We start from the raw sequence: 24705 nt of genomic DNA, 5'->3' as shown, positions 1-24705 counted from the left end.
GGGGTCGTTGGGGCTGTCCCATCCCATCTGTCCCGCCATGCAACCCACCCTCCTCCCGTCAACACATTCGGCTTCGGGGTGCCCCCACGAGGGCCGGGCGCAATGTCGCCGCCAGGCGACGAGCCCCCGGACCGGACGCCCTACCCCGCCACCCCAGCCCCAAGATCCACCGCAACCAACCGCATAGTCGCAGGCGGCTCCCTCCGCTCAGCCACCAAATGCAACCTCTCCACCCCCGCGGCCCCCACGAGATCCCCCCGGCAAGCACACTCCCCCTCATCAAACCCAGCGAACCGGTACGCGATCTCCATCATCCGATTCCGCTCAGTCCGCCGAAAATCCGCCACCAGATGCGCCCCAGCCCGAGCAGCCTGATCCGCCAACCAGTTCAAAATCGCCGCCCCAGCCCCAAACGAAACCACCCGGCAAGAAGTAGCAAGCAACTTCAAATGCCAAACCCGAGCCAGCTTCTCCACCAACACGACCCCAACAGCACCATGGGTACCAAACCGGTCGTCCATAGTAGTCACCAAAACCTCATGCGCCGGATCGACCAGCAACCCCCGCAAAGTCTCATCCGAATAATGCACCCCAGTAGCATTCATCTGACTGGTGCGCAACGTAAGTTCCTCGACCCGGCTCAACTGCTCCTCAGTAGCCGGAAGAATCCGCATCTCCAACTCAAGCGACCGCAGAAACTCCTCATCCGGCCCGGTGAACTCAGCCCGCTCGGCCTCCCGCCGAAACCCAGCCTGATACATCTCCCGCCGCTTAGCCGAATCCACCGTCCGAGACCGCGGCGTAAACTCCGGCAGCCCCAACAGCCCAACCGCCCCCTCCGCCTCGTAACACCGCACCTCCGGCAGATGGAACTGCACCTCAGCCCGCTCCGCAGGCTGATCGTCAATGAACGCGATCGTCTTGAGCGCGAAGTTGAGCTCCTCCGCGATCGCCCGCACCGAAGCCGACTTCGGCCCCCAGCCAATCCGGGCGAGCACGAAATACTCCGCCACCCCCAGCTCCTCCAGCCGCTGCCAGGCCGGCTCATGGTCGTTCTTGCTCGCCACCGCCTGCAGGATCCCGCGAGCGTCCAGTTCAACGATCGTCTCGCGGATCTCGTCAGACAGCCGCACCTCGCCGTCTTCAAGCAGGGTGCCCTGCCACAGCGTGTTGTCCAAGTCCCAGACGAGGCACTTCACCATCGAAACCTTGTCGCTCACCGGTTTTCCTCCTGTTTCGCGCCAGCGAGCGCGTGTTCGGAAAGGATCAGCTGGCAGATTTCGTTGCTGCCCTCGATGATTTCCATCAGCTTCGCGTCCCGGTACGCCCGCGCGACCGGATGGCTGTCCCGTGCACCAGCCGACGCCAGCACCTGCACCGCCGACGCCGCACCGTCAGCCGCCTGCCGAGAACTCACGTACTTGGCCAAAACAGTGGCCAACACCATCTCCGGAGACCGTTCGTCCCAGCAGCGGCTGGCGTGCTCGCACGCACGGGCCGCGGTTTGCTCCGCCACCACCAGCTCAGCCACGTGCCGCGCGACAAGCTGATGCTGCCCCAACGGTTTCCCGAACTGCTCCCGGGAAGCGGCGTGCCGAGTCACTTCCGCAAGACAAGCGCGAAGAATCCCGACACAGCCCCAGGCCACGGAAATGCGACCGTAAGCCAACGCCGTAGTGACCAACATGGCGGTGGACTGCCCAGCCCCGCCAAGCAGGTTCGCAACCGGGACCCGAACCCCGTCGAGCCGGATGTTCGCGTGCCCGGCGGCCCGGCATCCCATCGGTTCCGGAACGCGCTCGACGCGCACCCCGGGCGCCGAAGCAGGCACCACCGCAGCCGCGGCCCCACCCTCGTACCGGCCGAACACCACGAGCAGGTCCGCGTAGTCCGCGGCGGTCACCCAGACCTTGTGCCCGTGCACGACCGCCGAATCGCCGTCCAGCCGAATTTCGGTGTCCATAGTGGACAAATCGCTTCCCGCGCCGGTCTCGCTGAACCCGACCGCGGCCAGCTCGCCCGACGTGAGTCGCGGCAGAAATTCCGCGCGCTGCCCCCGATCGCCGAGCCGCTGGATCGTCCACGCGGCCATGCCCTGCGAGGTCATCAAGCTGCGCAGCGAACTGCACTTGCTGCCGACATACGCGGTGAACTCGCCGCTGTCCGTGCTGCTCAATCCCAGGCCGCCGTACCGGGTCGGCACCTCGGCGCACAGCGCGCCCGCGCTGGCGAGCTTGCGCACCAAGTCTTCCGGGATGGCCCCGGCCCGGTCCCACGCGTCGGGCTGGTCGCCGATCAGTTCGCCGGCGAGGGCGCGGAGTTCGAGCGAGCGGTCAGCCACGACCGTCCTCGGCCTCTTCCGCCCGCAGCCGCTCGACCAGGCCGACCATGATGCGTGCCGAGCGGAAGTTGACCAGTTTGAGGTCGGGGCCGGCGATCTCGACGTCGAAGGCGCCCTCCAGGAAGACGACCAGCTCCATCGCGAACAGCGAGGACACCGTGCCCGATTCGAACAGGTCCGCCTCGGGTTCCCAGCTGGTCTTGGTGCGTTCGGCGAGGAAACCGAGGATCTTCTCCTCGATCGCCGCCGAGGTCAGCTCGAGATCCTGATTCGGCGTCGTGGTCATGAAAGTTGTCCCCCGTACTCGTAGAATCCGCGGCCGCTCTTCCGGCCGAGGTCGCCTTCCCGGACTTTCCGCAGCAGCAGTTCGTTCGGCTTGCAGCCCTCGTCGCCGGTGCGCTCGTAGAGCACCCGCAGCGAGTCGGCCAGGTTGTCGAGGCCGATCAGGTCCGCCGTGCGCAGCGGGCCGGTGCGGTGGCCGAGACAGCCTTCGAACAGCGCGTCGACGGTTTCCGGCGGCGCGGTGCCCTCCTGCACGACCCGCACCGCGTCGTTGATCATCGGGTGCAGCACCCGGCTGGTCACGAAACCCGGATTGTCGTTGACCACCAACGGGGTGCGCCCGAGCCGTTGCAGCGCGGACTTCAGCGTCGCCTCCGCCGCGTCCCCGGTCCGCCGTCCGCGGATCACCTCGACCATCGGGATGAGGTACGGCGGATTCATGAAATGGGTCCCGAGGAAATCCTCGGGCCGGGCCACCGAATCCGCCAGTTCGTCGACCGGGATGGACGACGTGTTGGTCACCACCGGCGTCCCGGGGCTGATCAGCGCGGAAACCTTGGCCAGCGCGGCGGCTTTGACGTCGGCGAGTTCGGTCACCGCCTCGATGACCACGGTCGCCTCCGGGCCTTCCTCCAGCGACACTGTCGTGACGAGTTCGCCGGGTTCGGCGTCGTCCGGCAGCGTGCCCATGATCCGCGCCAGTTTCAGTTGCTGGCGGATTTTCCCGCGAGCCGCTTCCAGCGTGTTCTCGTCGACGTCGACCAAGGTGACCGGAAGGCCGAAACCGAGCCCGAGCGTGGCGATCCCTATGCCCATCACGCCCGCGCCCATAATGGTCAGCCGGTGGGCTGTGTGGTCCTTCGACATGACACCTCCATCGGGAATCACCTTTCCGCTCCTGCCCCGGGATCCGGAATGCCGTCCGCCGGGGCAACGCCGCCGGTCCGCCCAGTGCGCGGGGAATCAGTTGCGGGGAAACCATTCACCGCCTCACCTGCGCGCGGCCCGACGATACCCAGCCCCGGCCGGGCGGTCGACACACGCGCTTGCCCGCCCGGACCGGCGGCGTCAGCGGCACTGCGCCGGGGCCCGGACCAGCGAACGCAGCAGCGGCGGCGTTTCCGCTGGCCGCGGCCTCTCGCGCAGGGCGAGGAGGTCGAACCGGACCGGAACGAGCAGCGGTTCGTCGCTGGACAGCGCCGCGTCGAACAGTTCGAGTCCCTGTTCGGCGCTCAGCGAACGGATCCCGTTGCGGGACAACCAGTCCAGCTCGTCCGGCCGCTCGATCCACGGCCCCCACGCCAGCGACGTCGCTCGCAGGCCCGCGGCGCGGCGGTGGTGCGCGACCGCGTCCAGGCAGGCGTTCGCCGCGGCCCGGCTCGCCTGGCCCGCGGCCCCGAGCAAACCGGTCGCCGAGGAGAACAGCACGAACGCGGCCAGGTCGAGGTCCAGGGTTAGCTCGTGCAGATGCCACGCGCCGAGAGCCTGGGACCGCAGCGCGTCGTCCAAGCGTTCCGGCGTTAGCGATTCGACCGCGCCGTCGTCGGGAACACCGGCGGTGTGCACGATCCCGGTCAGCCGCGGAATGTCTTTCAGCACCGAGGAAAGCGCCGCCCGGTCGGCCACGTCGCACGTCGCCCGCACGACCTCGGCGCCAAGACCGGACAGTTCCTCGGCCAGGGCGTCGGTCCCGCCCAGCAGGACGAGCCGCCGCACCCCGTGCGCGCGGACCAGATGCCCGGCGACCAGCGCGCCGAGCGGACCGTCGGCCCCGGTCATCAGCACCGTCCCGTCCCCGGCGAATTCGACCGGCCGGGCCGCGGTGGCGCGGGCGCGCTCCAGCCGGGGAACGAGGTATTCGCCGCCGCGCACCGCCAGTTGCGGTTCGTCCGATTCGGGCTGGACGGCAAGGGCGCCGCGGCCGGCCGGTTCGTCCAGGTCCACGAGCGCGAACCGGCCCGGATGTTCGGACTGGGCGGCCCGGACTAGCCCCCACACCGGCGCGGCGGCGAGGCCGGGCACGTCCGAGCCGGTGCCGACCGCGCCGCGGGTGACCACGACGAGCCGGGCGGCGGACCCGGCGGTCAGCCACGTGTGGAGGAGTTTCAGCACGGTGCCCGGCCGCTCGCCGGTCACTTCGACCGCGACTGCCGGCGGTACCTCGCCGGAAGCGCACAGCGCGCGCACTGAGTCCACATCGGACCAGACGATCCCGGTCGCCGAGGGCCGGACCGGGACGGCCCGCCAGCCCGCCCGGAACAGCGGAAGCGGTTCGGCCGCCCGGGACTGCTCGGGAACCGCGGGGCGCATCGCCAGGCAGCCGGCGGAGACGACCGGGGCTCCGGACTCGTCCCAGGCCTCGAGCGCGAGGTCCGCCGGACCGTGCGGGCTCAACCGGACCCGCAACGCGGTGGCGCCGCAGGCGTGCAGGGTGACCCCGCGCCAAGCGGACGGCTGGCCGCCGCGTCCGGCCAGCGCGTGCAGAGTCGAATCCAGCAGCGCCGGATGCACGCCGAAACGCGCGGCGTCGCCCCACGCGTCCTCGGGAAGGGCGGTCTCCGCGAACACCTCGCCGTCTCGCTGCCACACCGAGCGCAAGCCTTGAAACCACGGTCCCAAGCCGAATCCGGCCTCCGCCAGCGCTGTGTAGGCCGCAGCGACGTCCATCGGCTCAGCGTTCTCCGGCGGCCACACCGGGGCGTCGGGGCCCGGTTCGGCCGACCGGTCTCCGACCAAGCCGACGGCGTGCCGGGTCCAGGCGTGACCGCTGCCGGGCCGGGAATGGATTTCGACCCCGCGCCCGCCCTCCTCCGGTCCGCCGACCGAGACTTGAAGCTCGACAACGCCCTTGGCCGGAAGCACGAACGGCGCTTCCAGGGTCAGTTCGGCGAGCACCGGGCAGTCCGCCTGTCCGCCCGCGCGGAGTGCGAGTTCCACCAGCGCGGTGCCGGGCAGCAGCACGGTGTCCCCGATCGCGTGCTCGGCCAGCCACGGATGGGTCCGCACCGAGATCGTGCCGGTGAACACCACGCCGTCCGTCCCGGCCAGCGGCAACGCGGTGCCGAGCAGGGGATGTCCGGTCGCGCACAGTCCCGCTTGCCCGCCCAGCCGGAAACGCCGGCGCTGGAACGCGTAGGTGGGCAGCTCGACCCGCGAGACGCAGCGGTTGTCGAAAGCTGCGGGCCAATGCACCCGGACGCCGTTGACGTGCAGTTCGGCGGCGGCGCTCAGGAACCGCTGCCGGTCGCTGTGGTCCCGGCGCAGGGTGCCCACGACCGTTCCCGCCACCCCGGCCTCCCGCAACAGGTCTTCGATGCCGGGAATGAGCACCGGATGCGGGCTGACCTCGACGAACACGCGACGTCCGGCGTCGGCGAGAGCCTGGATCACCGGGGCGAACCGCACCTGGCCGCGCAGGTTTTCATACCAGTACCGGACGCCGAGTTCCGGGCCGCGCACCAGGTCGCCGGTGCGGGTCGAGTACATCGGCACCGCCGCTGGCGCGGGCCGGATCCCGGCGAGCGCCTGGACCAGTTGCGAGCGGAGCGCTTCCACTTGCGGGGTGTGCGCGGCGTAGTCCACCTTGGCCTCGCGAATGGGCACCGCGTGCTCCCGGCAGGCCGTGAGGAATTCGGCGAGTGCTTCGGGCTGTCCCGAGACCACGGTCGACGCCGGGCCGTTCACCGCCGCCAGCGAAAGCCGGTCTCCCCACGGCTCAAGCCAGCGGCTCACCTCCGCCGCCGGGGCGGCCACCGACGCCATCCCGCCGGTGCCGGACAACGCCGCGAGCGCTTGGCTCCGCAACGCCACCACCTTCGCGCCGTCGGCGATGCTCAGCACACCGGCGACGCACGCCGCGGCGATCTCGCCGTGCGCGTGCCCCACCACCGCGGCGGGTTCGACGCCGTGCGAGCGCCAGAGCGCCGCCAGCGACACCATCACCGCCCACAGCACCGGTTGCACCACGTCGACCCGCTCCAGCGAGGGCGCGCCGTCCGCACCGCGCACGACATCCAGCAGCGACCAGTCCACGAAGCACGACAACGCCGCCGCGCATTCCGCCAGCTGTTCGGTGAAGGCCGGGGCGCAGTCCAGCAGTTCGACAGCCATGCCCGCCCACTGCACGTCCTGTCCGGGGAAGACGAACACCACGTCCTGGCCGGCTCCGGCGGCGGTTCCCCGGATCAGCCCGAGATCGGTTTCGCCCCTGGCCAGTGCGGTCAGCCCGTCGACCAGTTCGTCCCGGTCGCCACCCACGATGACCGCGCGGTGTTCGTGCGCGGCCCGGGTCGTGGCGAGCGAGAACCCCACGTCGGCGGCGCTCGTGCCGGGCTTGGCGGCCAGCCAGTCGCGCAACCGCTCGGCCTGGGCCCGCAGCGCGGGTTCGGTGCGCGCCGAAACCAGCCAGGGCAACGGGTAGAGCGGGGTGTCGTCCTCGCCTGCCACCCGCCTTTTCGCCGCCGCCGGGACTTCCTCGATGACGACGTGGACGTTGGCGCCGCTGGGCCCGAACGACGACACGGCGGCCCGCCGGGGCCGCTCCTCGGCTTCGGCGAGCGATCCGTCCGCGCCGATCTCGGGGCCGCGCGGGCCGGTGCGCCGGATCTTCGGCAACGCCTCGCGCCGCATCGCCTCGACCATCTTGATCACTCCGGCCACGCCCGCCGCCGCCTGCGGAGACCCGGGGTCCGGCTTCCGGGGACCCGGCGTCCGCGTTTCAGCGGGGGTGGTCCCCGTTCCGTGCACCTCTACGACGTCCACCTCGAACGGAGCCAAACCCGCGCTGGACAACGCGGCCCGGATCGTCCGCTGCCGCGCCGGGCCGTTCGGGGCGGCCAGCCCGTCCTGGTTCACCGCGGAACCTCGCAGCAGCGCGAGAATCGGGTGCCCGTTGCGTTCGGCGTCGGAGCGCCGCTCCACCAGCACCATCCCGGCGCCCTCGGCCCAGCCCGCCCCGCCCGCCAGCGCCAGATCGCATTCCCCGGCCCGCAGCGACTGCCCAGCCCAATGCAGCGCCACCAGCGACGACGAGCACGCGGTGTCCACTGTGGCCGCCGGTCCCTGCAGCCCGAAGACGCCCGACACCCGGCCGGACAGCCCGCGGCCGGTCGCGCTCGCCGTCAGTGGCCCGGCGGCGGAAGCGCAGTCCTGGCCGCTGGTTCCGACGAACACTCCGGTCGAGCTGCCGCGCAGTGCCGCCGGGTCGATGCCGGCGCGTTCGATCGCTTCCCAGGAGGTTTCCAGCAGCAGCCGGTGCCGCGGGTCCATGGCCAGCGCTTCGTCCGGGGAAATCCCGAAGAAGTCGGCGTCGAAGTCCATGGCCCCGGACGGGAATCCGCCCGCGTCCAGGCAGTCGCCGGGGAAGATCGCGTCGCACCCGGAGCGCACCAGCTCCCACAGCTGCCCGGGAGTGCTCACCCCGCCGGGGAACCGGCAGGCCATCGCCACGATCGCGATCGGCTCCCGGCCCGCCGTCTCGAGCTCGCGCAGCCGCTCGCGGGTCTGCCGCAGTTCGGCGGTCACGCTCTTGAGGCAGTCGCGCAGCTTCTCTTCATCCGCCACCGGAACGCCGCTCCCTTGATCCCGAGGTGGTCGCCGTCATCCGCCGTCCCGGCCGACGCCCACCACGGTCCACAATGGATTGCCACGCTCCCGCCACGCACGCCGTAACGAACTCTCCCGGATCATGACCGACCGGCGACGCGGGCGCCACTCTCGGCCGAACACCGGGTGACCGCCCGCGGAACCGCGGGTTTTTCCGGCAGGGCAAGGACACCTCGCCGCCGATGCGGCGAGGTGTCCTTGGCTTCCGGCCCGGCGCCCGATCCCGCTAGGCGCTGGCGCGGACCCGTTTCTCCAGTTCGTCCGCGAAGTCCTGCCAGGTGTCCGCGCAGCGCAGCGCGAGCCGGCGCACCGCTTCCATGCCGTGGTCGGGAACCGCGTCCGTCAGGCGGTTGAGCTCGTCCGACTGGATCGCCTGGAAGCTCAGCCACCGCAGCAGCGCCCGGCCGGTTTCGCTCAGCCGCAGCGACGGATCCTTGGCCAGTTTCTGCCAGTGCAGCATCGCCTCGGGTTCGCCCGCGACGTCGACGGCTTTCCTCGCGGGCGCTTCGGTCCGCTGCGCGGGCACCGACACGTTCGGCGTCTCGGCCGGCCGCAATCCCGCCGGGATCGGGTTTTCGCCCCGGTTGAGCCGCAGTCGCACGTCCCGTGCCGTGGCCACCGAAATCCCGGACTCCCTGGCGACCGCCCGCAGCGAGGCGTTCGGCTGCGCCGCGATCACCTCGCTGGCGCGCAGCCTGCCCGCGACGCTGTTCAGCGGGCGGACCCGGCCGTCGAGCCCGATCCGGGCGTTCGACTGCTCCTGCCCGGCAGTTGAACTCGACCGGATCACGCTGACCGTTCTCGCCGAAAGCCCGGTCCGCGCCGCGATCGCCCGGTCCGACCACTGTGGATACGAGGCGATGACCCGCGCGGCCGCCGCTTCCCGGTCCGCGAGCGAAAGCGGCAGGCCGCGGCCGATGTTCGACTCGACCGCGAGCAGGAACGCCTCCTCCGGCGTGCCGTCGAAGAACTTCACTTCGATCGTGTCCAGATTGCACCGCTTCGCCGCGCACACCCGGTGCATCCCGTCGATCACCCGCATCGTCGGGCGGTGCACCAGGATGGGCGGCAGGATCGCGTTGATCTCGGCGAGCGTGCGGGTGTGCGCGATGTCCTCTCCGGACAGCCGCGGCGAATCGGCGGGCAGCAGAGCGTCGATCGGCACCAGTACCGTGCCGTTCCGCCGCCCGCTGTCGTCGCCGTCGTCGGGCCCGGCGGCGCGGATCTTTCCCGGAGCGGGAAAGTTCGACTGGTCAAGCACTGAAACTCAGCCCCTTTCCCCGTCCGCGGACGGTCCCGGGCCGTACCGCCCCAGCACACCAAAGCTTCGCGTGAGCATTGCAGAATAAGGTCATTTCACCGCGCCCCCAGTGACATCAGTGTGGTTCAACGCCCCATGTCAACCCGTTATCGCCCCGCCATTCGCGAACGCTCGGGCGCCATTGCCGGAAGCGTCGCAGACCGGGTTGCGAGGGGTACGAGTCCAAAGCTAGCAGCAGCCAATTACAGCCCACTAACAGCTCTGGACAGGCAGTTTTTCCGCCGGAGAAGCGGGCCGGGGACAGTCCCCGGCCGCGGCAGCGAGCATTTTCCCCTCGATTGCATCTAGATAACGGGCACGAAATAGACTATTTTCCCCATACCGGCCGCGTTGGCGCGAACGAACCGCATCCGCCGCCGGAAAGACGATTTCGCACCGAGCCCCGGCGGGCTCAGTGCGACAGTTCGGGAACCGGAACGTGGCACCCGGCCCTCGGCGCGGCGCTCTCCATGAGCTTCCTGGCCGCCAGCCGAGCGGCCTCGGTCACCCAGGCCAGCTCCGGATGCTGGTTCACCGCGAGATGGACGCGGACCCGCTCCACGAACTGCCAGAACCCAAGGCGTCCCGTGGCGTGCCCGGCCCACCGGACGGCCACTGCGACGAGCGCCGGCCGTTCGGTTTCCAGCCAGGCGAAGGCGCTCGCGCGATCGACCACGTCGGGAGCCGGGCCGGCTCCGGACGGCGGCGCTGTTCGCGGCAGCTCCGGGTACAGCAATCCGGTGGCCAGGTCCGCGACCCACGAGTACCAGTCGAAAAGCCGCTGCCGGTCCCGGCGCAGCTGCTCGCCGCGCACCGCCGGACGCAGCGCGACGTAATCCGCGAGCAGGTGCGGCACCCGGTAGCGGTCGTGCCCCCTTCGCTGCACCAGGCTGGCCCCGGCGAGTTCTTCCAGCGCGCGGCCGGCCTGGCGCGGCTCCCGGTCCGTGGCCGCGGCGACCGCGGCGATGGCGATGTCCGTCCCGGGGAGCACCGCGAGCAGGTGGAGCACCCGCTTGGCCTCCGGGCCGAGGGTGCGGTAACTGTGGTCGTAGGCAGTGTGCACGGCGGCCTTGTCGTCGTCGCCGACCGCCAGGACGCGCACGCGGTTGCCCGCGCGCAACTGGGCCGCGTACGCCTCGAGGTGCGACCGCGATTTGCCGACCAGGTTGCTCGCCGCGATCCGCAACGCCAGCGGGAGATGACCGCAGAGGTCGGCCAGCTCGCCGATGGTTTCCGCCGGATGCCGGGGGTCGTCGCCGAGCGCCGCGCTCAGCAGGCCGGCCGCCTCGCCGGGCGAGGGCACGTCGACCCGGACCAGTACGCCGCCGTTCAGCACGGTGAGCCCGCGCAGTTCGTCCCGGCTCGTGACGACGACCGCGCAGCCGGGGCCGCCGGGAAGCAGCGAGCGGACCTGCTCGGTGTCCGCCGCGTTGTCCAGTACGACCAGCACTCGCCTGCCGGCCAGCGCCGCCCGGTAGGCGGCGACGAGTTCGTCCGGATCGTCCGGGATCCCGGAGGCCGGAACGGAGAGGCTGCGGAGGAACCCGGTCAGCACGGCGGTCGTGCTCAACGGCGGGTTGGCGGCGTGGCCGCGCAGGTCCGCCCACAGCTGGCCGTCGGGATAATCCGCGCGCAGCTCGTGCGCGACCTGGGTGACGAGCGCGGTCTTGCCGACGCCGGGCGGGCCGCACACCGTGACGATCGGCACCGAGATCCGGTCCGGGGCGGGTCCGAGCAGCTCGCGGAGCCGTCCGGCCTCGGCTTCCCTGCCGAAGAACGAGGACGCGACGGGAGGCAGCTGGCACGGGACCGCCGGGGACGCCGGTTCCGCGATGCGCGGACCGTCCCCGACCACCGCGCGGTAGACCGAGCGCAGCACCGGGCCGGGGTCGATCCCGACCTCGTCGGCCAGCCGCCTGCGCACCTCGCGGTAGGCGACGAGCGCCTCGTCCCGCCGGTCGGAGAGGTGCAGGGCGAGCATGAGCTGGGCCCAGAACTGCTCGCGCAGGGGATACTCCTCGGTGAGCCGCCGGAGTTCCCCGATGACCTCGTGGTGCCGTCCGCGCTGCAGGTTGACGTCCACTCGCTCGGCCGCGGCGCGCAGCCGGTCCTCGAGCAGAAGCGGCACCTCGGACGCGTGCAGCGATTCGGACGGCACGTCGGACAAGGCCGGGCCGCGCCATTCGGCGAGCGCGCTGTCCAGCAGCTGTGCCGCGCGGTCGAGTTCCCCGGCGGTGCGGGCCGCCTTGGCGCGTTCGGTCAGCCCGCGAAAGCGCAGCAGGTCGAGCCCGTCGTTGTCCACGTCGATCACGTAACCGCTCGAACTGGTCCGGATCAGTCCCGGTTCGCCGAGCGAACGCCGGACTCGCATGATGAGCACGCGCAACGCCGCGACGGCGCTGCCGGAGGGCCGTTCGCCCCACACGTGCCGGATCAGCGTTTCGACCGAGACCTCACGGTTCGCGTACAGCAGCAGCGATGCCAGCACCGCGCGATGTCTCGCCGAACGGACCTCCACCGCCTCGTCACCCACACGCACCTCAAGCGTCCCCAAGACGCCAAAGCGCAGTCGCGAAGTTCGCAAGATCCGGCCCCCAGCCAGGTCGTGATAACCCCCTCGCATGATCACGCTACCCAAGAGCGCGCGGGCCCAGCACCTCCATAAGCGTGGCTGGGCGCCCGCCGGGGCACACTCCCTGTGATCATCTGACCGCCGGGGAGGCCCTGGCTATTCGGAACGGGTGGACAGCGGGGTGCCGCGGACCCGGAGCCCGGACTGACGGTAGATCTCGTCGATGACGTGCATGACGGGGACGAAATGCTCCGGACCGGTCCGCAGCGGTTCGCCGCGCAGGACCGCTCCGGCGAACGCGTTCAGCTCGCAGGTGTAGGTGCCGGGCAGCTTCGCCACCTGCTCGCTGGTTTTCTTCCCTCCGGTCTCGAGGACGAGGCGGTTGAACGCCTGCGGCGCGATCGGGTTGCGCACCGTCAGCTTTCCCCGGGTGCCCTCGACCCGTCCGGTGAAGGAGAACACCGGCCAGCCCCACATCGCGGTCCGGACCAGCCCGGTCGCGCCGCCGGGAAAGCGCAGCCGGGCCTCCGTCCACCGGTCGACGCCCGGCACGCGGGTCTTCGCCTTGGCGTGAGTCACCTCCAGCGGCTCCGCCCCGGCCAGCGCGCGCAGCACCGACACCGCGTACACCCCGAGATCCATCATCGCGCCGCCGCCGAGGCCGTACTGCCAGCGGATGTCCTTGCTGTTGGGGACCGGGAAGCACACCTGCGCCGACACGTGCCGGACCTCGCCGAGGACGCCGTCCGCCAGGATCTCCGCGATCCGGTCGAACAGCCCGTGGTAGAGCGGGTGCATCGCCTCGCAGATCACGCGGCCGGTCTTGGCGGCTGCGTCGGCGATCCGCCGGGCCTCCTCCTCGTTGCTGGCGATCGGCTTCTCGCACAGCACGTGCTTCCCGGCTTCCATCGCGCGGATGCTCCACTCCGCGTGCAGCGAGTTGGGAAGCGGGACGTAGACGGCGTCGAGGTCCGGGTCCGCGAGGAGCGCGTCGTAGCTTTCGTGCACCTTGGGGATGCCCAGCCGCGCCGCGCGTTCGCGCGCCCGGCCCGGATCCCTGGCCGCGATCGCCGCGACCGTGATCTCCGGCGCGCTCTTGGCCGGATCGGTCAGTGCCTGCTTGACCACCTTGGCCGCGCCGAGCACCCCGATGCGCACCTGATCGGTCACGAGCGTTCCTTTCCTCTTCCGCCCCGGCTACAGCGAGCCGTGGACCACCTGGGCGACCCGGAGCGCGTTGGCGGCGATGGTGAGGCTGGGGTTGATCCCCGAACTGGACGGCAGCATCGAAGCGTCGACCACGTACAGGTTGTCCAGCCCCCACGCCCGGTTGTCCGGGTTGAGCACGCTGGTCTTGGGGTCGTCGCCGAAGCGGCAGGTCCCGCACTGGTGGCCGAGCGCACTGGTGTCCCGCGCTCCCGACAGGTGCACCGGGAAGATCCGCGAACCCGGGTACTTCCCGAGTGTCGTCTTGAGCGTCCGCATGAACCGCTGGTACCGCTTCACGTCCGCCTCGCCGGGCCGGTACTGGAGTTCGGCCAGCGGACCGGGGCCTTCCGGGCCGCCGGGGGCGGGGAGCACGCGGTTGCGGTGGTAGGGCAGGTCTTCGGCGATCGACGCCATGACGACGATGCGGTCCTGCAGCGAATTCTTCCAGCGCTCTTCGGCCAGCCCGCGCAGGGCTCCGAAGAATTTCCGGCCCGGGCGGGTGGTGTTCATGAGCGTTTCGTACGAAAACACCTTGCCCAGAGACTGCAGCGCGCCGAATTTCTCGCCCTCGTGCAGGTAGAAATCGTTGACCCCGATCTCCTTGACCTGGCCGGCGACCGGTTCCTCGGTGCGGACCCGGAAAAGATGCATGTCGAGGAAATGCCGCATCAGGTTGCGGCCGACCAGGTCGTTGTCGTTGGCGAGCCCGTTCGGCCATTCCTTGGAGCTGGAGTTCAGCAGGAGCACCGGCGTCGCGAGCGCGCTGGCCGCGACGATGACCGTCTTCGCCTGGAACCGGAGCGTTTCGCCGTAGCGGCGCGCGACGACGCTGTTCACCTTCGTCCGGCTCGCCTCCAGGCGTACCACCCTGGTCCGGTCGAGCAGCACAGCGTTGTGGTCGCGCACCGCGGGGACGACACAGACGTTCCCGGCGTGGTTCTTGCACTCCGAGGCGCAGAGAAACGCTTGGCAGGCCTGGCAATGCGTCCGGTATTCGCAGGCGACGTGCACGTTGTAGGGATGCAGGCCGCGCTCGCTGAGGAATCCGGACAGTTCCGCGTTGGCCGCGGTCATCGGACCGGGCGGAAGCAGCGAATCGGTTTCGTCGGAAGGCCGGAGCGGGTCGGCGGTGCCGCGCACCCGGTAGAGCTGCTCCGCTTTCGCGTACCAGGGGGCCATTTCGTCGTATTTCACCGGCCAGTACTCCGGCACGGTGGAGTCGCCGACCTCGGCGAAATTGCCGCGCGGCTGGAAGTCCTCGCGGAAGAACCGTTCGGTGACCATGCCGTAGAGGGCCGAAGACCCGCCGACGCCGGATCCGACGTACGGGCGGAACGTCTTCGGTTTGTCCGGGCGGGTGGCGTCGAGGTACCAGTCGGTGTTCCGGCCGCTGCGGGCGAGCCGGTCCGCGTACTCGGCGTCCGTCAGCTCGGCGAGGTCGAAGGTCTCTTCGGGATAGACGCCGGAAATCTGCCGCGCCGAATCGGCGATTCCCTTTTCGAGGAAAAGCACGCGCCTGCCGAGCCGGGCCAGTTCGTACCCGATCGTCCCGCCGCCCATGCCCGTTCCGACGACGATGACGTCCCACAGGATCGTCTCTTCTTCGGTGGGACTGGGCATGCGGACCCCCGTGACTGTGCTTCGCTCCGGCTCCCGGACGGTATCCCCGCCGGGATCCGCTGTCCACGAGGTTCGCCGCGGCGTCCCCGAACATGCTAATAAATCCGGGGCATCCGAGCCGAGCGCACGTCCGGAGAAGGGAATCGGAAAAATGGACGACATGGACGCCTGGCTGGGCGCCGCCGAACGCGAGACCGGCGAACGGGAAATCGGCGGGCAGGCCGGTTGCAGCGTCCGGATCCGGCGGAGTTTTTCCGCGCCGGTCAAGGAAGTCTGGGCCGCGTGCACCACGCGGTCGCGGATCGACACGTGGTTCCTCCCGGTCACCGGGGAACTGCGGGTCGGCGGAACGTACCAATTGGAAAGCTACGCCGAAGGCGAGATCACCCGGTGCGAGGCGCCCGGGCTGCTTTCGGTGACGATGGCGATCCACGGCGCGCCCGGCGAGGCGCAATTGCGGCTGCGGGAGAATTCAGCGGGCGGAACCGTTCTCGAATTCGAGCACACGATGGTCGCCGACGCGGCGATGTGGAGCGCCATCGCGCCGGAAATCGGCTCGGCGTGGGAAGTGGCACTGAAATACCTCGACCGGCACCTGCGGGGCGACCAGATCGACAAGTCCACCTTCCCCACCCCGGAGGACGACGAACTGGGCAGCCGGTGCAAGAAGGAGTGGACGGCCGTCGTTTCCGGCTAGTCCGCACTCCACCCCAATGTGGCATTGGGTGCGTCGGACGCACCGAACGCCACATTGGGTGCGTGGGACGCACCCAATGTGGCATTGGGGCGCTTGCGGCGCGGGGAAATGAGGCCTCCGGCGGGTTCCGGCGGCGGGCACGACAGCGGCGGCCGGGGAGACTTCCCTGGCCGCCGTTCGGGTATCCGGCACCGGGTGGTCAACTGCGGGAAGGACAGCAGTCGAACACGTCAGGACCGCGGAAAGCGCCCTGCTGCGGCCGGAAACGAACCTTCCGGCCAGTGCCCAGGCAGCGAGCGACGGCCGGAACGTCCCGGACGCCATTCTGGTCCAGTTTTCGCACGATCAACTGCGGTCCCGGCGTCAGTCGAACACGCCAGAACCACCGAGTCCGCTGAACCCGCCCCGTGGCGGCCGGAAGCGCGCCTCCGGCCGCCGCCGGTCAGGCCTCCGGGGTGAGCAGCAGCGGGAGCTTCTGCGCACCGGTCAGGTTCGGGATCGTCAGGTACGTCGGCGGTTCGTCCGGGTCGCAGCGCAGGTCCGGGAACCGGTCGAGCAGCAGGTTCATCGCGATGCGCCCCTCCAGCCGGGCGAGCGGCGCGCCGATGCAGAAGTGGATGCCGCGGCCGAAGGCGAGGTGCGGGTTCGGGTCGCGCCGGATGTCGTAGACGTGCGGGTCGGCGAACTGGCGCTCGTCGCGGTTGGCCGCGCCGAGGACGAGCGCGACCAGCTGGTCGGCCGGGATCTTCGTGCCCGCGACGTCGGCCTCGGTCTGGGTGACCCGGGAGATCGACGCGAACGGGCTGTACATCCGCAGCGCCTCCTCGATCGCCGACGGCACGAGCGAACGGTCGTCCCGCACCTCTTTCCGCTGCTGCGGGTACTGGTCGAGGCACAGGATCATGTTGCCGAGCAGTGCCGACGTGGTGACGTGGCCGGCGAGCAGGAACAGCGCGGCGAAGTTGGTGACCTCCTGGTCGGTCAGCCGCTCGCCGTCCACCTCCGCCTCGACGAGCCGGGTCAGCAGGTCGTCGCGCGGCGCGGTGCGGCGGGACTTCGCGTGCTCGGCGATGAAGGAGTTGAGATTCTGGATGTTCTCGATCGCCCGGGCGAACTCCTTGTCGTATTCCTCGCTGCGTTCGTTCAGCGACATGTCCATGGTGCCGCTGAGCATCGCGTCGACCCAGCCGCGGAAGGTTTCCCGTTCCTCGGCCGGAATGCCGAGCAGGTCGGCGATGACGATGACCGGAAGCGGATAGGCGAAATCGCCGACGAGGTCCATCCGGCCACCCTCGACCTGGTCCAGCAATTCCTCGGAGATCCGCTGAATGGCCGATTCCATGTCGCTGACCACGCGCGGCGTGAACGCCTTGCTGACGATCTTGCGCAGTTTGGTGTGCCGGGGCGGGTCGAGCGTGGTCAGACCGCCTTCGGTGAACTCCGCCAGCTCCGGCACGACCCGCGAGATGCCGGAGGAGAAGGTGTCGGTGTCCGCCATGATCTGAAGCGTCTCTTCGTAGCCGTAGACGCTCCAGATGCCGGTCCGCTCGTCGAAGGCGACCCGCTCCTTCGGTGCTTCGCCGCGCATCCAAAAGTGTCGCAGAGGCGTGGTTCCGTATTCGGCTTCAGTGCTCACGCAGGACTCCTCTCAAAGTTTTTCAAAACCTTACGCCGCGTCGGGCGAATGCTCGGCACTGTTCGACAGCACTTTCGGCAGCACTGCGGTGCACAGCCACTCCTCTACCGCCCGTGCGGTGGAACCGGCGAATTCGTCCATCATCGACCAATGGTCGCCGGGTGCGTCGACAGCGGTGTGTTCGAGTTCCCACGAGGTGCGCAATGCCTCGGTTTCCGCTTCGGTTTCCCCGGGCACCGGCGGGGTCAGCGCGCGGACGAACAAGGTAGGCGCGGAGATCTTTTCCGGTCGCCATTCCAGGAAAAGATCGGTGTAGGCGGCCATCGAGGTCAGCTGCACGTGATCGTACTGCCCAGCCTGCTGTTCGCGCTCGAGCTGGTTGTCCGCCCAGACCGACCGGATCGACCGGACCACCTCGTGCCGGGGCAGGATCGTGTCCACGAGCACGACCGCGGCGGGGGTTGCTCCGATGCTTTCCAGGCGGCTCGCGACGGCGTGTGCGAACCAGCCGCCCGAGGAGTGCCCGACGAGCACGACCGGCGCGCCCGCCGCGGCCCGCAGCACCGCGTCCGCTTGCACCTCGACCACGTCGTCGAGGGTGGCGGGCAACAGTTCCTCCGCGACGAAACCGGGCGAGAGCAGCACCGACACGTCGCGCAGCTGCCGGAGCGCACCGGCGAACCGGGTGTATTGGTACGGGCTTTGCTCGGCCATCGGGGAGGTGAAACAGACCACGCTCGCCGCGGAGTCCTCTTTGGACAATCGGACCAGGCGGGGTTCCTCCGCTTCCGGGGTTCCGGCACGGAACACCGGACGCAGCGCCGCGGCTGCCCGCAGCAGGGTGAATCCTTCGTCGTACCGGCCGAGTTCGTTGGCCCGCCGGTACAGCGAGGCGATGGCGTCCTCCGCGCCCTCCTCGACGCTGTCCCCCAGTCCGTCCACCGAACCCGCGGCGGACACTTGCGTCCGCAGATGCCGCGCCAGTGCGGTGGGCGTGGGGTGGTTGAAGATCAGGCTGGCCGGCAGCGAAACCCCGGTCGCCCAGTTGAGCCGGTTCCGCAATTCGACCGCGGTCAGCGAATCCAGTCCCAGTTCGGTGAAGGCTCGTTCCGGCTCGACCGCCGCGATTCCGTTGTGGCCCAGCACCGCCGCGGTGTGCGTGCGCACCACCTCCAGCAGCAAGCTGTGCTGTTCGTCCGGCGACAACCCGGCGAGCCGGGGCAGCAAGGATTCCGCGCCGTCGGCGGCGGCCGGTTCCGTCGTGCGTTTGGCCGGTGCGCGGACCAGACCGCGCAGCAGCGCGGGAACCCGGCTAGCGGCCCCGCGCAGGGCTGCGGTGTCGATCCGGGCCGGCACCACCAGCGCCCGGTCGCCCGCCAAACCGGCGTCGAACAACGCCAGCGCTTCCTGGGCGGTGAGCGGGTGGATTCCTTGCGCGGCCATCCGATCGGCGTCGACCTCGGCGGTGAGTTCGCTCGACTGTTCCCAGAGGCCCCACGCCAGTGAGACCGCCCGGTGTCCCTGCGCCCGGCGGCGCTGGGCCAGTGCGTCCAGGAAAGCGTTGGCGGCGGCGTAGTTTCCCTGTCCCGGACCGCCCAGCACCCCGGCCATGGAGGAGAACAGAGCGAAGACGCTCAGGTCTTCGTCGCGGGTCAGTTCGTGCAGATTGACGGCCGCGTCGACCTTCGGCCGGAACACCGCGTCGATCCGCTCCGGCGTCAGCGACTCGATCACGCCGTCGTCCAGCACGCCCGCCGCGTGCACCACGCCGGTCAGCGGATGCTCCGCCGGTATCCGGGAAAGCACGCCCGCCAGCGCTTCCCGGTCGGCCGCGTCGCATTCGGCGACCGTCACTTCCGCGCCCAGTTCGCCGAGCTCGGCGGTCAGCTCCGCCGCACCGGACGCCGCCGCGCCACGACGGCTGAGCAGCACCAGATGCCGCACCCCGTGCGCGGACACCAGATGCCGGGCCACCACGCCGCCCAACGTCCCGGTGCCGCCGGTGACCAGCACCGTGCCGTCCGGCGCGAAGCCCGGCACCCCGCCTTGCCCGAGCACCCGGCCCGCCTCGACCGGGACTCGCTGCAACCGCGGCACCCGCACCACGCCGTCCCGGACCGCGAGTTGCGGTTCGTCCAGTTCCAGCGCGGCGGGAAGCTGGTCGAACGATGCCGTTTCGCCGTCGACGTCCACCAGCACCAGCCGTCCCGGATGCTCCGACTGAGCTGAGCGCACCAGCCCCCACACCGCCGCACCGGCCAGATCGCTGACGCCCTCGCCCGCCTTCGCGGCGACCGCGTTCTTCGTGACCACCGCCAGCCGCATCCCGTCGAACCGCGGGTCCGACACCCAGGTCTGCACCAGGTTCAGCACCTCCGCGGCGGCGGCATGCGTCGCCTCGACCAGATCGCCGCTCAGCAGATCGGCCGGGACGATCCCGACCAGCGCCAGCTCGGGTACGTCCATGCCCTCGGCGAGCGCGGTCAGATCCCGGCATCGGGTCAGTTCCATGTCGTCCACTTCGGACAGTGGGCTGAGCAACCCGGCGCTGTCGCCCACCACGGCCCAGCGGAGGAACCCGGTCTCCGCCTCGGCGACCGACGACTCGACCCAGTCCACCCGGAACAACGCGTCGTCCTCGACCGGCCGCGCGGCCCGCAACTGGTCCGCCGACACCGCGCGCGTCACCAGTTCTCCGACCGCACCGACCGGGACACCGGCACCGTCGGCGAGTTCGATCGACACGCCACCGGAAGCAGTGGGAGACAGCCGCACACGCAGCACGGAAGCGCCGGTCGACGGCATCGTCACGTTGGTCCAGGCGAACGGCAGCCGGGCCTGCGGGGCGCTGCCCGGGTCGTCGACGAAGTCGCCCACGACGATCCCGTGCAAGGCGGCGTCCAGCAATGCCGGATGTGCCTGGAATCCTTCGGCGCTGGTCCCGGCAGGCAGCCGCACCTCGGCGAAGACGTCGCCGTCGCGCCGCCAGACTCCGGCAAGGCCGCGGAAAACCGGGCCGTAGTCGAGTCCGAGGCCGCCCAGCCGGTCGTACACCTCGGTCACCGGCACCTCTTCGGCCCCCGCAGGCGGCCAAGCGGCGAGATCGGCAGCGGAAGCGGGCGCGCCCTGGGCGAGAATTCCGGTGGCGTGCCGGGTCCACGCTTTCGCCAGTGCCTCGTCGGGGACGTCCGGCCGGGTGTAGATGCTCAGCGGCCGCGTTCCGGCTTCACCTGCGCTGCCGACCAGCACCTGCACGTGGACCCCGCCCTGCTCCGGCAGCACCAGCGGAGCCTCCAGGGTCAGCTCCTCCAGCAGGTCGCAGCCCACCTGCTGACCGGCCTGAAGCGCGAACTCGACAAAACCGGTGCCCGGGAACAGCACCGAGCCCAGCACCGCGTGGTCGGCCAGCCAGGGCTGGGTTTCCGTCGAAAGCTGACCGGTGAACAGCGTCCCGTCCAGTTCCGGCAGACCGGTGGCCGCGCCGAGCAACGGATGCCCGGCCGCACTCAAGCCCAGGCTCCGCACATCTCCGCGCGCCGCGACCGGCTCCAGCCAGTAGCGCTGCCGCTGGAACGGATAAGTCGGCAAATCCACCTTGCGGGCTCCGGTGCCGGTGAAGAAGACGTCCCAGTCGACCGCCCCGCCCCGGGCGAACACTTCGCCCAGCGAAACCAGGAATCGGTCCAGGCCGCCCTCGTCGCGACGCAGCGTGCCCACCGCCGCCGCGGCCGTGTCCGCGCCGTCGATCGTGTCCTGCAGCCCGGGTACCAGCACCGGATGCGGGCTGACCTCGACGAACACCCGGTGCCCGTCGGCCAGCAACCGGCGCGTCGCCTGCTCGAACTCCACCGTCTGCCGGAGGTTGCGGTACCAGTACTCCGCGTCGAGGGTCGCGGTGTCGATCAGTTCGCCGGTCACCGCCGAGCAGAACGGAATCTGCCCCGGCGTCGGCGACACCGGAGCCAGGACGTCGAGCAATTCGGCCTCGATCTGCTCGACGTGCGCCGAGTGCGATGCGTAATCCACCGGAACCTTCCGAGCCCGAACACCGTCCTGCTCGCACGCCGCGATCAGTTCGTCCAACGCGTCGGGATCACCAGAAACCACCACCGAACCCGGCCCGTTCACCGCTGCCACCGAGAGCCGGTGACCAAGCCGCTCCCGCAGCTTCTCCACCGGCTCAGCGACCGACACCATCCCGCCCTTGCCGGACAACACCTTCAACGCCTTACTGCGCAGTGCAACGACCCGAGCACCGTCCTGCAGGGACAATCCGCCCGCCGCCACAGCAGCAGCAATCTCACCCTGACTGTGCCCCACCACCGCAGCCGGGCGAACGCCGTGCGCCTGCCACACCTCAGCCAATGAGACCATCACGGCCCACAACACCGGCTGTACTACGTCAAGTCGCTCCAGCGAAGAAGCGTCCCGGAGCACATCCAGCAACGACCAGTCCACAAAGGACTCCAAGGCCGTCGCGCACTCGTTCATTCGCTCCGCGAACACCGGAGAAGACTCAAGCAACTCCAACGCCATCCCAGCCCACTGCGAACCCTGGCCAGGGAAAACGAACACCACGTCCCCGGACCCCACGGCGGAAGCAGGCAGCAACTCGCCGTCGGACACCGCGTCGACGCCGCGCAGCAACTCGTCCCGGTCGCGGCCCACCACCGCGACCCGGCGGGTCAGCGCGGCACGAGCGGTCGCCAGCGAATACGCCACGTCCAGCGGTGCCAAACCGGCGTCGTCCCGCACCCGCGCACCCAGCAGCCGAGCCTGGTCACGCAGTGCCTCCGGGCTCTCCGCCGAGAACACCCACGGCAACACGGCCAGCTCGCGGCTAGGTTCCTCCGCGGCGACCGGCTCCTCCGACGCTTGCTCCACGATCACGTGCGCGTTGGTCCCGCTGATCCCGAACGAAGAAACCCCGGCCCGGCGCGGACGATCATCCGGCCACTCCCTGGCCTCCGACAACAACTCCACCGCACCAGCCGACCAGTCCACATGCGACGACGGCTCGTCAACATGCAAGCTCTTCGGCAACAAACCGTGCCGCATCGCCAGCACCATCTTCATCACCCCGGCGACACCCGCCGCCGCCTGAGTGTGCCCGATGTTCGACTTCACCGACCCCAGCCACAACGGCTGCTCCCGGTCCTGTCCGTAGGTCGCCAGAAGAGCCTGCGCCTCAATCGGATCGCCCAAAGTGGTCCCGGTTCCGTGCGCCTCCACCGCGTCCACTTCGGACGGTTCCAGCCCGGCATTCGCCAACGCCGCACGAATCACCCGCTGCTGCGAAGGACCGTTCGGAGCCGTCAGCCCATTCGAAGCACCGTCCTGATTCACCGCCGAACCCCGCACCACCGCGAGCACCGGATGCCCGTTGCGCCGGGCGTCCGACAACCGCTCCAGCAGCAGCACTCCCAGCCCCTCGGAGAAGCCGGATCCGTCAGCCGCCTCGGCGAACGGCTTGCACCGGCCGTTCGGGGCGAGCCCGCCCTGCCGGGAAAAGTCGGAGAAGATCGCCGGGGTGGCCATCATCGTCACCCCGCCGGCCAGTGCCAGCGAACACTCCCCGGACCGCAGCGACTGCACCGCCAAATGCAGAGCCACCAGCGACGACGAACAAGCCGTGTCGACCGTCACCGCAGGACCCTCGAACCCGAACACGTACGACACCCGGCCGGAGACCACACTCCCGGCGCTGCCGTTGCCAAGATAGACCTCGACGCCTTCGGGAACGGCGCTCGACCGCGAGCCGTAGTCGTGGTACATCACGCCCGCGAACACCCCGGTGGCGCTGCCCCGCAACGACCGCGGGTCGATCCCGGCGCGTTCGATCGCCTCCCACGACGACTCCAGCAGCAGCCGCTGCTGCGGGTCCATCGCCAGCGCCTCGCGCGGGGAGATCCCGAAGAACCCGGCGTCGAATTCGAGCCCGTCGTACAGAAAACCGCCGACCTTCTCGTACTCCGGGCCCGATTCGGGCGCCTCGACGTTCCAGCCGCGGTCGTCCGGGTACTCGGAGATCGCGTCGACGCCGTTGCCGACGAGCTGCCAGAAGTCCTCCGGGGAGGCGACTCCGCCCGGGAACCGGCAGCCCATCGAGACAATCGCGACCGGCTCCGGCTCTTGGACCTCCTGAAGCCGCTTCCGCGTCTGCCGCAGCTCGGTCGTCACCAGCTTCAGGTATTCCCGGAGTTTGCCCTCGTCCGCCATGCCCATCTTCCCGTCGAAGTCGTGGTCGAGCGCCGGGCGCTCAAGTCTCAAGGAGTGCGGTGGCCCGGGTCAGCCGGCCAGCGCGACGATTTTCGGCACCACCTCGGTAGCCGACGGCAGGGCGCGCACCTCGGCGGCGACCTCCTCGGCGGCGGCGCGCATCGCGGTGTCGGCCAGCAGTTCCCGCACCTGCCCGGCGTCGAGTTCGCCGGGGCGCACCACCGTGCCGAGGCCGCGTTTGTTCACCGCGCCGGCGTTGAGGAACTGGTCGTCGCTCTGCGGCAGCACGATCTGCGGCAGTCCGGCGTCGATCACCGTCAGGGTGGTGCCCGCGCCGCCGTGGTGGATGACCGCGTCCGAGGTAGCCAGCAGCGCGTTCAGCGGCACCCATTTGACGAGGCGGATGTTCTTGGGCAGCCCGCGCAGTTCGCTCGGGTTCACGCTGCCGATGGTGAGGACGAACTCGGCGTCGATCTCCCCCGCGCCCTCGACGAACTGGCGGAGCGCGCCGCTGCCGAGCATCTGCGGGATGACCGAGCCGAGGGTGACCGTGACCCGCGGTTTCTTCGGCGGCGTGTACAGCCATTCCGGCATCAGCGCGCCGCCGTTATAGGGCAGGAACCGCATCGGCCAGCCGTGCGAGTAGCTCGAACGCATGCTCGGCGGCGCCACGTCGATCGACGCCGACGGCGAACCGGGCGCCACGCCGAAGCGTTCGAATTCCTGGCCCATCCGCTCGTACACCGACCGGCTCATGTCGATCGGCATGCCGAAGTTGATTCCGTGCAGCACCGACGGAATGCCGAGCTTCGCGGCGACGAGCGGGCCCGCGCCGTCCATCGGGGTGTGCACGACCAGGTCCGGCCGCCACCGCTGCGCGAGTTTCATCGTGCCGTGCACCAGTGCCTTGCTGCATTCGGCGAACAGCCGGATCGAGAACTCCGCGGCCACCGAGGGGTCCTGGAGGTTGGGCACCAGGTCGGCGGAGTCGCGCAGCACCTTGCCGAACACGCCGGTGAAGTCGAGGTCCGGCGCGGCGTCGACCACCCGCAGCCCGGCCTTGGCCGGGGTCTCGTCGTATCCCTGGTAGTGGCCGGTGGCCAGCAGGACCTCGTGCCCGGCCAGCTGGAACGCCCACGCGGTCGGCACGGTGGGGAACGTGTGTCCCACGCCGGGCGACGTCACGAACAGAACGCGCATGATGAAGTCCTCCCTTGCGGATACG

Annotated in this window: 13 protein-coding genes; 1 reads left to right on the top strand and 12 read right to left on the bottom strand. The window is 70.2% G+C overall.

From position 1 onward, the window contains the following. Positions 1-140: 140 nt before the first annotated feature. The 9 genes from ACWGIC_RS13255 to ACWGIC_RS13215 all read right to left on the bottom strand — a co-directional run bounded on the left by ACWGIC_RS13255 (position 141) and on the right by ACWGIC_RS13215 (position 14928). Entirely contained in the window at positions 141-1220 is a 1080-nt protein-coding gene (locus tag ACWGIC_RS13255) for an HAD-IIIC family phosphatase (protein ID WP_452076149.1), read from the bottom strand. Next, complete coding sequence (locus ACWGIC_RS13250) at positions 1217-2341, bottom strand: acyl-CoA dehydrogenase family protein (protein WP_452076148.1); 1125 nt, start codon at positions 2339-2341, stop codon at positions 1217-1219. The genes ACWGIC_RS13255 and ACWGIC_RS13250 overlap by 4 nt, the downstream gene beginning before the upstream one ends. Beyond that, entirely contained in the window at positions 2334-2627 is a 294-nt protein-coding gene (locus ACWGIC_RS13245; RefSeq protein WP_452076147.1) for an acyl carrier protein, read from the bottom strand. The genes ACWGIC_RS13250 and ACWGIC_RS13245 overlap by 8 nt, the downstream gene beginning before the upstream one ends. After that, entirely contained in the window at positions 2624-3490 is an 867-nt protein-coding gene (locus ACWGIC_RS13240; protein ID WP_452076146.1) for a 3-hydroxyacyl-CoA dehydrogenase family protein, read from the bottom strand. Before ACWGIC_RS13240 ends, ACWGIC_RS13245 begins: the two co-directional genes overlap by 4 nt. A gap of 201 nt (positions 3491-3691) precedes the next feature. After that, positions 3692-8185: an SDR family NAD(P)-dependent oxidoreductase gene (locus ACWGIC_RS13235; protein ID WP_452076145.1), complete on the bottom strand. Its 4494-nt coding sequence runs from the start codon at positions 8183-8185 to the stop codon at positions 3692-3694. A gap of 268 nt (positions 8186-8453) precedes the next feature. Then, entirely contained in the window at positions 8454-9488 is a 1035-nt protein-coding gene (locus ACWGIC_RS13230) for a streptomycin biosynthesis regulator (RefSeq protein ID WP_452076144.1), read from the bottom strand. A 451-nt stretch (positions 9489-9939) separates the two neighbouring features. Then, the gene (locus ACWGIC_RS13225) at positions 9940-12066 is read right to left on the bottom strand and encodes a BTAD domain-containing putative transcriptional regulator (RefSeq protein ID WP_452076143.1); all 2127 of its coding nucleotides are present in this window, start codon (positions 12064-12066) and stop codon (positions 9940-9942) included. Positions 12067-12255: 189 nt separating this feature from the next. Next, a complete protein-coding gene (locus ACWGIC_RS13220; RefSeq protein WP_452076142.1) occupies positions 12256-13269 on the bottom strand; it encodes a Gfo/Idh/MocA family protein in 1014 nt (337 codons plus the stop codon). Positions 13270-13296: 27 nt separating this feature from the next. Next, positions 13297-14928, bottom strand: a complete 1632-nt coding sequence (locus ACWGIC_RS13215) for a GMC oxidoreductase (protein ID WP_452076141.1) — start codon at positions 14926-14928, stop codon at positions 13297-13299. A 151-nt stretch (positions 14929-15079) separates the two neighbouring features. Between ACWGIC_RS13215 and ACWGIC_RS13210 the strand changes: the two genes are divergently transcribed. Beyond that, the gene (locus tag ACWGIC_RS13210; protein WP_452076140.1) at positions 15080-15625 is read left to right on the top strand and encodes an SRPBCC domain-containing protein; all 546 of its coding nucleotides are present in this window, start codon (positions 15080-15082) and stop codon (positions 15623-15625) included. Positions 15626-16067: 442 nt separating this feature from the next. Here ACWGIC_RS13210 and ACWGIC_RS13205 read toward each other — a convergent pair whose 3' ends face one another. The 3 genes from ACWGIC_RS13205 to ACWGIC_RS13195 are packed head-to-tail and all read right to left on the bottom strand — an operon-like array spanning position 16068 to position 24680. Continuing rightward, complete coding sequence (locus ACWGIC_RS13205; protein ID WP_452076139.1) at positions 16068-17261, bottom strand: cytochrome P450; 1194 nt, start codon at positions 17259-17261, stop codon at positions 16068-16070. A 30-nt stretch (positions 17262-17291) separates the two neighbouring features. Then, positions 17292-23531, bottom strand: coding sequence for a type I polyketide synthase (locus ACWGIC_RS13200; protein WP_452076138.1), 6240 nt, complete (start codon positions 23529-23531; stop codon positions 17292-17294). Positions 23532-23549: 18 nt separating this feature from the next. Next, a complete protein-coding gene (locus ACWGIC_RS13195; RefSeq protein ID WP_452076137.1) occupies positions 23550-24680 on the bottom strand; it encodes a glycosyltransferase in 1131 nt (376 codons plus the stop codon). Positions 24681-24705: the final 25 nt, after the last annotated feature.

This window comes from Amycolatopsis sp. NPDC054798 (assembly GCF_053611505.1).
This window is presented reverse-complemented; position numbering and strand designations above follow the sequence as displayed.